The following is a 12,228-nucleotide window of genomic DNA, read 5'->3' on the forward strand; positions in this document are numbered from 1 at the left end:
GCACCCCCGCAGGGGGGTTCTCCGAGCCGGCGCCGGGATGAGAGCTACTGGCCCGCGGGCTTCTTGCCGAAGCGCTTCTCGAAGCGCGCCACCCGGCCGCCGGTGTCCAGGATCTTCTGCTTGCCCGTGTAGAAGGGGTGGCAGGCGGAGCACACGTCGGCGTGGATCACGCCGTTCTTGGCGGTGCTGCGGGTGGTGAAGGAGTTACCACAGGTGCAGGTCACCTGAGTCTCGTTGTACTCCGGGTGAATATCGGGCTTCATATCGCCTTTTCCTCTCCAAAACGCGGTCGCCGGGTCGCCACTGTCTCTCGCCTGTGGGGCTTGCGCGCTGAGCACACCGAGGTGCGCGCGGGCGGGAACCGGAACCGCTACGGTTCGGCTACCAGTGTGCCAGATCCTCCAACCATCCCAGGCCACAAGACATTCCCCCGCCCCGGTGACCCGCGCCCCAGGAGTGGACACGGCGTGCTCACGGCCCCTGGCGGGCGCGATATCCGTGAGGAAACCGGAACTTCGGACCCCACGGCGAAACCAGGAGCCCCAGGCCCTCACCTTCCCAGGTACGCGAGCACGGCGAGGACCCGGCGGTGATCGTCGGCGGCGGGCTCCAGCCCGAGTTTGCCGAAGATGCTGGAGATGTGCTTCTCCACGGCGCCCTCGGTGACGAGCATCCGCCCGGCGACCGCGGTGTTGGAGCGTCCCTCCGCCATCAGGGCCAGGACCTCGCTCTCCCTGGCGGTCAGGGAGTCCAGGGGGTCGCCCTTGCGCTGGCGGCTCAGGAGCTGTCCGATCACCTCCGGGTCGATGACCGTCCCCCCGGCCGCCACCCGGCGTACGGCGTCGAGGAACTCGGCCACGTCCGCTATCCGCTCCTTGAGCAGGTAGCCGACCGCCGCGGCACCGCCGCCGATGAGCTCCGTGGCGTACTGCTCCTCGACGTACTGCGACAGGACGAGGATCGGCAGCCCCGGCCGCCGGGCCCTGGCCTCCAGAGCGGCGCGCAGCCCCTCGTCGGTGTGGGTCGGCGGCATCCGCACGTCGACGACGGCCAGGTCCGGATCGTGCTCGTCGACCACCGTCACCAGGCCTGGGCCGTCGCCCGCCACCCCGACGGTCTCGATGCCCCCGTCGGCCAGCAGCCTGGCCAGTCCTTCGCGCAACAGCACCGAGTCCTCGGCGATCACCACCCGCATGGGTCTCACGTTCTCACCATTCGCAGGGCAACTCCGCCCTGATCATCGTGGGGCCGCCCAGCGGGCTGTCGACGGTCAGGGTGCCGTCGATGGTCGCGGCCCGGTCGGCCAGCCCGGCGAGGCCGCTGCCCGGCCGCGGCACGGCGGCGCCGACCCCGTTGTCGTACACCTCGACGATCACCCGCTGTTCCCGGCGGCTCACCCGGATGAACGCCTCGGTGGCCTCGGAGTGCTTGGCGAGGTTGCTCAGGCACTCGGCCACGACGAAGTACGCGATGCTCTCCACCGCGGGCGGGGGCCGGTGGGAGACCTCCACCGACAGGTCCACCCGTACGGGCGCGCGGGCGGCGAGCGACGACAGGGCCGCGCTCAGCCCCCTGTCGGTGAGGATCGCCGGGTAGATGCCCCTGGCGAGGTCGCGCAACTCGGCGATGGCGGCCTTGGTACCCCGGTGTGCCTGGGCCAGGAGCTCCCTGGCCGCGTCGGGGTCGGAGTCCAGCTTGGCCTGGGCCCGGCCCAGGTCCATGGCCACGGACAGCAGCCGCTGCTGGGCGCCGTCGTGCAGGTCACGCTCGATCCGGCGCCGCTCGGCCTCGGCCGCGTCCACCCCGCGGGCCCGGCTGGCCCGCAGGTGGGCGGCGCGGGCGGCCAGCCGGTTCTTCTCGCTCGTCCCCAGCAGGGCGACGCCGAGCAGGCCGTGCAGCCATGCCATGCCCCGGGTCGCGTAGAGGGCGGCGAGCAGGAAGCCGACCCCGATCAGCGTGCACAGCAGCGCTTTCGGCACGCTGTCGATCGGCAACTCGTCGATGGGCGTCATCGGCCGCCCGGCCAGCAGCAGGGGCAGTGGCGCGACCGTCAGGCTCAGCCCGAGGATCCACAGGACCGCCGTGACGGTGAACTCCGCGATCCCGATCGGCAGCAGCAGCAGGAGATAGAGCAGGTCCTTCCAGGTGGCGGGGTCGACGAACATGTCCTTCCAGCGCAGGAACAGGTTGTCGCCCTCGGAGGGCCGGTACGGGCTGGGGATGTCGACGCCGAAGGCCAGCCGCAGGAACCGGCGCTCCAGTATCGCCGCGCCCCGCCAGGCCAGCATGGTCAGGGCGAGCAGCGGCAGTCCGACCCACACGAGCACCATCACCAGGGAGGCCGGGATCACGGACGCGAGGAACGCGAAGCAGGCGAGGCCGTAGAACATGCTGGCCAGCAGGTAGGGGACGGCCCGCCAGGTCATCGGGTCGACGAGCATGCCCAGGGGGCCGTTCGGACCGAGCGGCACGCGCCGCCTGAGCGGCGTCCTGGCCACGGTCGTGCTCGCCAGCGTCTCGGCCGTCATGCGCCTCCCCCGTCCCCGGTCAGCCCGTCGTCGCCGTCCGTGTCCCGGCCGTCCCGCCGTCCCTCGCGCGCCGGGCGTCTCCGCGCCGGCCGCCTTCGCGTACCGCCCCTCCCCCTCCTCGCGTGCCGTCCACGCGCCGCGGGCGCGGACCCGGGAGCCGCACGGGAAAAAGGCGTCCTGAAGTAGGGATATCCCGAAGTACGGGGTCGCACAAGGGCTTTGGAAACGCGAACGCCCCGGCCGGGGAGGCCGGGGCGTTCGACGTACGGCGGATGATCAGTCGCGCTCGGAGCTGACCGTCGTCTTCTGCACCTGGAGCAGGAACTCCGCGTTGGACTTGGTCTCCCTCATCTTCTCCAGGAGAAGCTCGAGGGCCTGCTGCATGTCCAGGGCGTGCAGCACGCGGCGGAGCTTCCAGGTGATCTGGAGCTCGTCCTTGCCCATCAGGATCTCTTCCTTACGGGTGCCGGACGCGTCGACGTCCACCGCGGGGAAGATCCGCTTGTCGGCGAGCTGCCGGTTGAGCTTGAGCTCCAGGTTGCCCGTGCCCTTGAACTCCTCGAAGATGACCTCGTCCATCTTGGAGCCGGTCTCGACCAGCGCGGTGGCGAGGATCGTCAGCGAGCCGCCGTTCTCGATGTTGCGGGCGGCGCCGAAGAAACGCTTCGGCGGGTAGAGGGCGGTGGAGTCGACACCACCGGACAGGATGCGGCCGGAGGCCGGGGCCGCCAGGTTGTAGGCGCGGCCCAGGCGGGTGATCGAGTCGAGCAGCACGACCACGTCGTGGCCGAGCTCCACCAGGCGCTTGGCGCGCTCGATGGCGAGCTCGGCGACCGTGGTGTGGTCCTCGGCCGGACGGTCGAAGGTCGAGTGGATGACCTCGCCCTTCACCGACCGCTGCATGTCGGTGACCTCTTCCGGACGCTCGTCCACCAGGACGACCATCAGGTGGCACTCGGGGTTGTTGCGGGTGATCGCGTTGGCGATCGACTGGAGCACCATCGTCTTGCCCGCCTTCGGCGGGGAGACGATGAGACCGCGCTGGCCCTTGCCGATCGGCGCCACCATGTCGATGATCCTGGTGGTCAGGATGTTCGGCTCGGTCTCCAGGCGCAGGCGCTCCTGCGGGTAGAGGGGGACGAGCTTGTTGAAGTCGGGCCGCTGCCGCGCCTGCTCCGGGTCCATGCCGTTGACCGTGTCGAGGCGGACGAGCGCGTTGAACTTCTCGCGGCGCTCACCGTCGCGGGGCTGGCGGACGGCGCCGGTGACGACGTCACCCTTGCGCAGGCCGTTGCGGCGGATCTGGGCCAGCGAGACGTAGACGTCGTTGGAGCCCGGCAGGTAACCGCTGGTCCTGACGAACGCGTAGTTGTCGAGGATGTCCAGGATTCCGGCGATCGGGATCAGGACGTCGTCGTCGCCCACCACGGGCTCGTTGCTGTCGAAGCGCTCGCGGCCACGGCGGTTGCGCTCGCGGAACCGGCCGCGGCGGCCACGGCGGTCGTCGTCGTCGCCCACGCCGTGCTGGTCGTTGCGGTCCTGCGGGCCCCGGTTCTGCGGGCCCCGGTCACCGCGCTCGCCGCGCTCGCCCCTGTCGCCACGGTCACCGCGGTCGTTGGTGCGGTCGCCGCGGTCGTTGAGACGCTCGCCGCGCTCGCCGCGCTCGTTGGACCGCTCGCCGCGGTCGTTGAGCCGGTCGCCGCGGTCGTTGAGCCGCTCCCCGCGGTTCTGGCCGGCGTCGGCGGCGCGCTGGTCGGCGCGGCCGTCGTTGCGGTTGTCGGGGCGGTTGTCGCCGCGCTCGCGGCGATCGTTGCCCCGCTCGCCGCGCTCGCTGTTGCGGCCACGGCGCTCGCCGCGCTCGCGACGGCTCTCGCCGCGCTCGCCACGACCCTCGGCCGGGGCGGTGTCGATGGTCTGCTGCTCCACGACGGGCTCGGGCGCGACGACGGCGGCCACGGGCTCGGGGGCGGGGGGTGCCTGCTCCACGACGGGCTCGGCGGCCACGACGGGGCGGGAACGTTCCCTGCGGGTGCGCGCCGGACGCTCGGCGACCGGCTCGGCCACGACGGCCGGGGCGGCCACGGCAGGAGTCTCCTTGACGGCGGCGGGAGCCTGGGCGCTCTCGGTGGAGACGCCCTGCTTCTCCTGGATGGCCGCGATCAGCTGGCTCTTGCGCATCCGCCCGGTCCCGCTGATGCCGAGGCCGGAAGCCATGGCCTGCAGCTCAGGCAGCACCATGGCGGAAAGGCCTGTGCCGGAGCGACGGCGCGGCTTGGCCGCGGGGCGGGTGGGGGTGTCGCCGGACGCCGGCGCCGCGCCGGTGACGTCGGAGAGGAGTTCGGTGGTGTCGCTCACTAATGGGTCCTTCCCAGGGGTCGGGCGTGGCCATGATCAGCCAATCGTCCCGGTGGTGCGATCGACCCGGTGGGACAGACCGGGTCGGGTTGCACGTCGCGATCCTCGGCGGCCCATGGAGAGCCGCCGCCACTGTCGGAGAAGGGCGGATCCAGGCCGTCACCATCGAGAATCGCCGACGGTGGGACTTGGAGGACACCCCCCCGGATTGCTACCGGCAACCAGATGTCGAGGTAGATCGAACGCGCATGTCCCCTAAAACGCCGCTTCTCGTTGCCCCAACCGAAATCTGGAGCATTCGGAGGCGACGGATTCGGGGAGGCCACTGCGGCGCTCATGTCTCACCAGGTGAGACATGATGCAGCGATGTGTGGCTGACAAGCACGCACCCAACGCGGGGCACCTGGTGCGGCTATCAGCCTAACATCACCAGCGCACACAGCTATTCCCTGAAGGTCGAAGAGTCGTCAGCGTGTCTCAAGAGAAACAACGCGGGCGCCCCTGGTTTCGACTTCCAGTGGCTGGATGTGCCAGTCATTACCCACTTCCGGTGCGATCAAATCCTGCGTATTCACCGTTGACAACGCAAGAATCGTGGGACCCGCTCCCGAGACGACCGCGGCCACCCCCGCCCCGCGCAGCCGCCGTACCAGGTCGGCGGTGTGCGGCATCGCGGGCGCGCGGTAGTCCTGGTGGAGGCGGTCCTCCGTGGCGGCCAGCAGCAGGCCGGGCTCTGGCCTGGCGGTCAGCGCCGCGACCAGCAGCGCGGCCCGGCCGGCGTTCGCGGCGGCGTCGGCGTGCGGGACCTCCTTGGGCAGCAGCCCGCGGGCGGTCTCGGTCGACAGCCGGTGCGCGGGGACGAGGACCACGGGCCTGACGGCCTCGTGCGGGAGCAGCCGCACCAGGTGCGGCACGCCCCCGGCGTCCGTCCACGCGACGGTGAGCCCGCCCGCCAGGCACGGCGCCACGTTGTCGGGATGGCCCTCGATCCCGGTGGCCAGCGCGAGGACGCCGTCGTCGGTCAGCTCGGGCGGCCCGGGCGGGTGATCCCGGCCGGGACGGGCGTACGGGGTCGCGGCCAGCGCCCGGGCGGCGAGGATCCCGGCGCAGATCGCCGCGGAGGAGGACCCGAGGCCGCGGGCGTGCGGGATCCGGTTGAGACAGCGCAACCGGATGCCGCGCGGCTGCGGGAGACCCATCCTGTCGAAGGTCGCGCGCATCGTGGTGACGATGAGGTGACCCTCGCCCAGGTCGAGCTCGCCGGCCCCCTCGCCCTCGACCGCGATGTCGATGCCGGGGGACTCGAGGATCTCGGCCTCGATCTCGTCGTGCAGGCCGAGCGCGAGGCCCAGCGTGTCGAATCCGGGACCGAGGTTGGCCGACGTCGCGGGGACCCGGACGGTCGCCTTCGCCGTGCCGCCGGTCATCGGGGTCCTGGGAAGGTGGGGGGCACGTCGCTTCTCCTGAGGTCCACTAGGCGAGTTCGAGGGCGGTGGCCGCGGCGTGCGCGTCGATCGGGATCGTCACCGGGGTGGGCGCGCCCGAGATGGCCCAGTCGGGGTCCTTGAGACCGTTTCCGGTCACCGTGCACACGACGCGCTGCCCGGGCTCGACCAGCCCCTGCGCGTGGGCCTGCAGGAGGCCCGCCACGCTGGCGGCGGAGGCGAGCTCGACGAACACGCCCTCCTCCTGGGCGAGCAGCTTGTACGCGGCGGCGATCTGGCGGTCGGTGACGGCCTGGATGACACCGCCGGACTCGTCGCGGGCGGCCTCGGCGAGCTGCCACGAGGCCGGGTTGCCGATGCGGATCGCGGTGGCGATCGTGTGCGGGTGGGTCACCGGCGCGCCGTTGACGATCGGCGCGGCGCCGCTGGCCTGGAAACCGAACATGCGCGGAGTCCTCGTCGCGACGCCGTCCCGGGCGTACTCGGTGTAGCCCATCCAGTACGCCGAGATGTTGCCCGCGTTGCCGACCGGGATGCAGTGGATGTCGGGGGCGTCCCCGAGCGTGTCGACGATCTCGAAGGCGGCGGTCTTCTGGCCCTGGAGCCGGAACGGGTTCACCGAGTTGACCAGCGCGATCGGGTAGTTCTCCGACAGCTTCCTGGTCATCTCCAGGCAGTCGTCGAAGGACCCCTCGACCTGGAGCAGCCTGGCGCCGTGGACCAGCGCCTGGGCCAGCTTGCCCATCGCGATCTTTCCCCGGGGGACCAGCACGGCGCAGGTCAGGCCCGCGCGGACCGCGTAGGCGGCGGCGGAGGCGCTGGTGTTGCCGGTCGAGGCGCAGATGACGGCCTTCGCCCCGTCCTCGACGGCCTTGCTGATGGCCATGGTCATGCCACGGTCCTTGAAGCTTCCGGTCGGGTTGAGGCCCTCGACCTTCAGGTAGACCTCGCAGCCGGTCAGCGCCGACACCCGGTTCGCCGGGACGAGCGGGGTGCCGCCCTCCAGGAGCGTGACGACGGGCGTCGCCGTGGTCACCGGCAGTCGGTCACGGTACTCCTCGATGAGGCCACGCCACGCCCTGGTCATGATTGCTCCTCACCGCGCGCGGCCGGTCCGTGCGCGTGCTACCTGCGGTATTGGAAAACGAGTCTACGGGCAACACGTTCGGCTCTGGGATGCGTTGTCCACCAAATGGACAAGCCGGGCGTCCTGTCCCCAGGGAACTCTAAGGATCGGCCGGTATGGTCTGCGGGGCTTGACAGAGCTTGACAGACGGGGAACACGACAAGGGGTGTCACATCATGACGGGCGGCACGGCGGCGGACCTGCCACCGATCCGGCACAACGACTACTCGCCCCTGGACCCGCCCGCGCTCGGCGAGTGGGATCCGGAGCTCCCGGTGAGCGTGATCATTCCGGCCCACGGCGGGCAGCACAGGCTCGACCTCACCCTCGCCGCACTGGCCGCGCAGACCTACCCGGACCACCTCATGGAGGTGATCGTGGTCGACGACGGCAGCGAACCGCCGCTGCGGCTGCCGGAGATCGCCCCGGGTGGCACCAGGATCGTGACCACCGGCTCCTCCGGCTGGGGCATCGCCCACGCGGTGAACACCGGCGCCGCCCTCGCGGAGGGACGGATCATCCAGCGTCTCGACGCCGACATGGTCGTCTGCCGCGAGCACATCGAGGCGCTGGCCCGATGGCACCACCTGGCCGGATATCTGGTCACGATCGGCGCGAAGAAGTTCGTCGAGGAGCCGGCGCTGGCGGCCGCGCAGGTGCACGAGGGCGTGCGGGCGGGCTCGCTGGGCTCCCTCTTCGACCTGTCGGGCGCCCTGCCCAGCTCCACCGAGCAGACGATCTCCCGCACCGACGGCCTGCGAGCCAGCCGCAACCCCTACCACGTGTGCACGGGGCCGACGGTGTCGATGCGGCGCGAGATCTTCCACGCCGTGGGCGGGGTGGATCCGCAGGTGCTGCGGGGCGAGGACACCGAGTTCGCCTACCGGCTGGCCGCGCACGGCGTGGTCTTCGTCCCCGACATGGCCGCCCAGGCCGTCCATCTGGGGCTTCCCGCCCAGCGCCGCGACCCGCAGCGGGCGGTGCGCGTCGTCGCCCCCTACCTGGCCCACCGGGTGCCGCTCCGCCGTGACCTGCGCAAAGACCGGGGACGCCACTGGCTGGTCCCGTACGTGGAGGTGGTGCTCCACACCGACGGGCCCGAGGAGCGGGTACGCGAGGCGGTGGGCGCGGCGCTCGACGGGTCGTTAGGCGACGTGATCGTCACCCTGGTCGCCCCGTGGTCGAAACTGTCCGGGGACCGCCGGCCGGTGCTGGACGACCCCCTGTTCGACCTGCGACTGCTGCGCGAGCACTTCGCCCACGACGAGCGGGTGCGGTTCGCCGACGAGGTCTCCGCCACCCCCGCCCCGATCCCGTTCCGCTACACGGGCCCGGTCTCGGTCCCGCTGGGACGCGACACGCTGGAACGGATGATCCGCGTGATGCAGGACGACCGCTCGGGCATGCTCGTCGTCGAGCTCGGCGGCGACGGCGAGGCGACGCTGGAGCGGACCGAGGCACTGGGCCGGGCGAGACTGCTCGGCGCGGACGACGTCGCCGCGTCGATCGAGGCCACCCACGGTGTGCGGCGCGGCGACCGGCCGGAGTTCTGGCCGGCCGGGCCCACGCCCCCGCCGCCCGCCCGGGTTCCGGCTTCGCCCGGGGCCAAGGCCCATGGGCGGGAGGCCGCGAGGCCCGCGGTGGAGCGGGCCCCCGGACAGGAGCAGCGGCGCCAGGAGGAGAAACGCGGGGAGGGGAGGCGCCAGGAGGGACGCGACTCCCTTCTCGGCAGGCTCCGCACCGCCCTCAGGAACTGAGCGGCGGCCCGTGGCGGCCGAGCCACCGGGGCGTCGGAGCCGGCCGAGCAGCCGATGCCGGCCGATGCCGTCGGCGAGCCGGAGACCGGGCGCACGACATGAGGGGCCGGGCGCACGGCTCAGGAGGAGGGCCTGGCAGCGGGCGCGACAGGAGCCCGGGCGCACGGCGCGAGGGGCCCGGCGCACGGCTCAGGAGGAGGGCCTGGCAGCGGGCGCGAGGGGGCCGGGCGCACGGCGCGAGAGCCGGTCGTGACGCGATCTCGTCAATCCGATAAGGGCTTCTCCAATAAGGGCTTCTCTAAATAGCACGTGTGGTTATGATCTACATAATTCTGGAAATTTCATTACCTGGGAGCGGCACGTGGCCGACCAGATACCCAAGGGTGTCCAGACGCATATCCCCAACGTCGCGCGCATGTACGACTACTACCTGGGAGGCAGGGACAACTTCCCGGCGGACCGGCAGGCCGCGGAGAAGGTCCTGGAGATAATCCCCGAGGCCCGGCACGGCGCCCTCTCCAACCGCGCGTTCCTGGGCCGTGCGGTCGGTTTCCTCGCCGAGTCGGGAATCGACCAGTTCCTCGACATCGGCGCCGGGCTGCCCACCCAGAACAACGTGCACCAGGTCGCCCCCGGAGCGCGGGTCGTCTACGTCGACAACGATCCGACCGTCCTGGTCCACGGCAGGGCGCTCCTCGGCACGAACGACAACGTGACCATCGTCGAGGGAGACGTGCGCCGGCCCGGGGAGATCCTGGAGCATCCGGACGTGCGCGCGGCGATCGACTTCGACCGGCCGGTGGGGGTCCTCCTGCTGGCGATCATGCATTTCGTCCCGGACGAGGACGACCCCCTGGGCATCATCGCCACCCTGCGCCGGGCCATGGCGCCCGGCAGCCACCTCGTCCTGTCCCACGCCGCGGTCGACGCCCGCCCGGAGGCCTCGGACGGGGTGGCCAAGGTCTACGACCGGGCCTCCTCGTCCTTCGTCGGCCGTACGGGCAAGGAGATCGTCCGCCTGTTCGACGGCTTCGACGTGGTCGAGCCCGGCGTCGTCAACCTGCCCGAGTGGCGGCCGGAGCCCGGCACCGCCGTGCCGTACAGGAACATCGGCTCCTACTTCCTCGGGGGCGTCGGCGCCGTCAGCGACGGCGGGTGATGACCCGTTTCACGGAGGACAGCAGCCCGTACTGGACGACCTTCCTGGCGGCGGCCAGCTCCTTGCGCAGGGTGCCGACCTCGCGGCGCAGCTCGACCGTGCTCCTGCGCCAGCGGCCCGCCTCGTCTCGCCACTTGGCCACCTGCTCGCGGAGCCGCTCCGCCTCCTTGGTGAGACGGGCCACCTCCGCCGCCGCCTCGGCCCTGGCGCGGTAGGCGCCGCGACGGCCGGTGAAAACACCGGCCTCGGGCGCGAACCCGTAGGTCTCGCCGTCCACCCAGATCACGCCGAAGGTGTCGTCCACGGCGTCGTCGAGGTCCTCCCCCTCCTCCAGCACGATCGCGGCGCGCGCGAACGCGGCGGCACGTTCCAGCCGCGCCCTGACGACCGTCCTCCCCGAGGCCGTGCCCACCGGGCCCGCCGGGCCGCCGGCGCCGCCGTCCCCACCGGCCGCGTCGTCCTCCTCGGCCAGCAGCACCGAGACCAGGCCGTACCCCTCGTCCCTCGCCAGGTCGAGCAGGCGGGCCAGGGTGTCCTCGCCGGGCACCCATCCGGCGGGCAGCCGCAGACGGTACGGAACCGCCCAGGCGGGGCTCGCCGGCGCGGCGGAGCCGCCGGGCGGGTCGGGAGGGAGGGCCGGGGCGGCGGAGGCCGCGGAGACCTCCTGGACGAAGCGGACCCTGGGCTCGTGGGCGTAGTGGCCGCGGATCAGCACCAGGTCCAGGTCGGGGTTCTTCAGGGGAGCGCGTCCCTCGGCGCCGACGCGGTCCCACGGCCCCGCGAGGGTGACCGCGACGTCGGGCAGGGTGCCGGCGAGGACGGCGTCGACGGTGGCACGGACCTCGTCGTAGGCGTAGCCCTTCCCCGGCCGCCCCGCGGGCTCGACGACCACCTCCACGTACGGGACCTTCCACTGCCGGGCCGGGTGGGAGCGGAGCCAGCGGTAGGACGGGATCCGGTCGGCCACGAAGGCGTGGCTGACCCGGTCGATCGGGGCCTTGTCGCGCATGCGCATCGTCGGGCCCAGGTGGAAGGCCCGCGACAGCGGCTCGGGCACGAAGACGGCGCCCGCCTGGGCGAGCCGGTAGCCCATCTCGGTGTCCTGGCCGAGGATCAGGTCGGTGTCCATCGGCCCCGCGGCGGCGAGCAGCGCGGCGTTGACCGAGGTCGCGCCGCCGACGTGCAGGCTGAACGCGCGGTGCGGGTTGGCGGTGAGGCCGTCGGTGCGCTCGACCAGGTCGACCAGCCAGGCGTGCGGCTCGGCGGGCTCGAAGAGCTTGGCCAGGTCGTCGGCGGCGGCGACCACCTCGGGGGCCGGCAGTCCGGCCGGGGTGAAACGCAGGTAACCGGTCACCACGAGGTACGGGGCGGCGTGGTGCCAGCGCATGTGCGCCTCGACCGACCTGCGGTCCAGGACCACGTCGGAGTCGAGCCAGTGGATCACGTCGCCGGTGGCGGCCGCCAGCCCGGCGTTGCGGGCGTGGGCGCGGCCGGGAACCGGGCAGACGATCAGGCGGGTGTCCGCGGGGCACAGGGACGGTAGCCGCAGCGGCGGGCTGCTGCCGTTGTCGACCACGACGACCTCGGTCAGCGCGGCCGGGTAGGTCTGCGAGGCCAGCCCTGCGAGTGCCAGGTCGAGTTTCTCCTGGTCGCCGTACGCGGGAACGACGACGCTGACCCGGAGCGAGGGGGTCCAGGAGCCCAGGGCGGGCGGAGTGAGGCTCCGGTAGTCGTTACCGGCGATCCGTGCTGTCATGGCGCTTCCAGGATCGGGCTCGGGCGGAGACCGCGCCACCGGTTCGGCGCGGCGCGCGGGAGACGGGCCGGGGAGAGCCTCCAGGTGTGCTCGGTGCCGGCC

The 12,228-nt window shown here is 72.2% G+C and carries 9 protein-coding genes; 2 read left to right on the top strand and 7 right to left on the bottom strand.

Annotation, left to right across the window (positions count from 1 at the left end; all coding sequences use genetic code 11):
• Positions 1-44 precede the first annotated feature (44 nt).
• The 6 genes from rpmE to thrC all read right to left on the bottom strand — a co-directional run bounded on the left by rpmE (position 45) and on the right by thrC (position 7,415).
• On the bottom strand, positions 45-263 hold the full coding sequence (gene rpmE / locus AB0G15_RS26460) for a 50S ribosomal protein L31 (protein ID WP_362679879.1): 219 nt from the start codon (positions 261-263) through the stop codon (positions 45-47).
• Between the two features lie 287 nt (positions 264-550).
• Positions 551-1,195, bottom strand: coding sequence for a response regulator transcription factor (locus AB0G15_RS26465; protein WP_362844889.1), 645 nt, complete (start codon positions 1,193-1,195; stop codon positions 551-553).
• Positions 1,196-1,208: 13 nt separating this feature from the next.
• Entirely contained in the window at positions 1,209-2,528 is a 1,320-nt protein-coding gene (locus AB0G15_RS26470; protein WP_362844782.1) for a sensor domain-containing protein, read from the bottom strand.
• 276 nt (positions 2,529-2,804) lie between these two features.
• On the bottom strand, positions 2,805-4,883 hold the full coding sequence (gene rho, locus AB0G15_RS26475) for a transcription termination factor Rho (protein ID WP_362844785.1): 2,079 nt from the start codon (positions 4,881-4,883) through the stop codon (positions 2,805-2,807).
• 467 nt (positions 4,884-5,350) lie between these two features.
• Entirely contained in the window at positions 5,351-6,310 is a 960-nt protein-coding gene (gene thrB, locus AB0G15_RS26480) for a homoserine kinase (protein WP_362844787.1), read from the bottom strand.
• Positions 6,311-6,356: 46 nt separating this feature from the next.
• Complete coding sequence (gene thrC / locus AB0G15_RS26485; RefSeq protein WP_362844790.1) at positions 6,357-7,415, bottom strand: threonine synthase; 1,059 nt, start codon at positions 7,413-7,415, stop codon at positions 6,357-6,359.
• 215 nt (positions 7,416-7,630) lie between these two features.
• Here thrC and AB0G15_RS26490 point away from each other — a divergent pair, with 215 nt between their 5' ends.
• A complete protein-coding gene (locus AB0G15_RS26490) occupies positions 7,631-9,211 on the top strand; it encodes a glycosyltransferase (protein WP_362844792.1) in 1,581 nt (526 codons plus the stop codon).
• A gap of 361 nt (positions 9,212-9,572) precedes the next feature.
• The gene (locus AB0G15_RS26495; RefSeq protein ID WP_362844795.1) at positions 9,573-10,370 is read left to right on the top strand and encodes an SAM-dependent methyltransferase; all 798 of its coding nucleotides are present in this window, start codon (positions 9,573-9,575) and stop codon (positions 10,368-10,370) included.
• Here AB0G15_RS26495 and AB0G15_RS26500 read toward each other — a convergent pair.
• Complete coding sequence (locus AB0G15_RS26500; protein WP_362844798.1) at positions 10,354-12,126, bottom strand: glycosyltransferase; 1,773 nt, start codon at positions 12,124-12,126, stop codon at positions 10,354-10,356. The genes AB0G15_RS26495 and AB0G15_RS26500 overlap by 17 nt on opposite strands.
• Positions 12,127-12,228 lie beyond the last annotated feature (102 nt).

The sequence above is a fragment of the Streptosporangium sp. NPDC023825 genome, from assembly GCF_040639575.1.
Lineage (GTDB): Bacteria > Actinomycetota > Actinomycetes > Streptosporangiales > Streptosporangiaceae > Streptosporangium.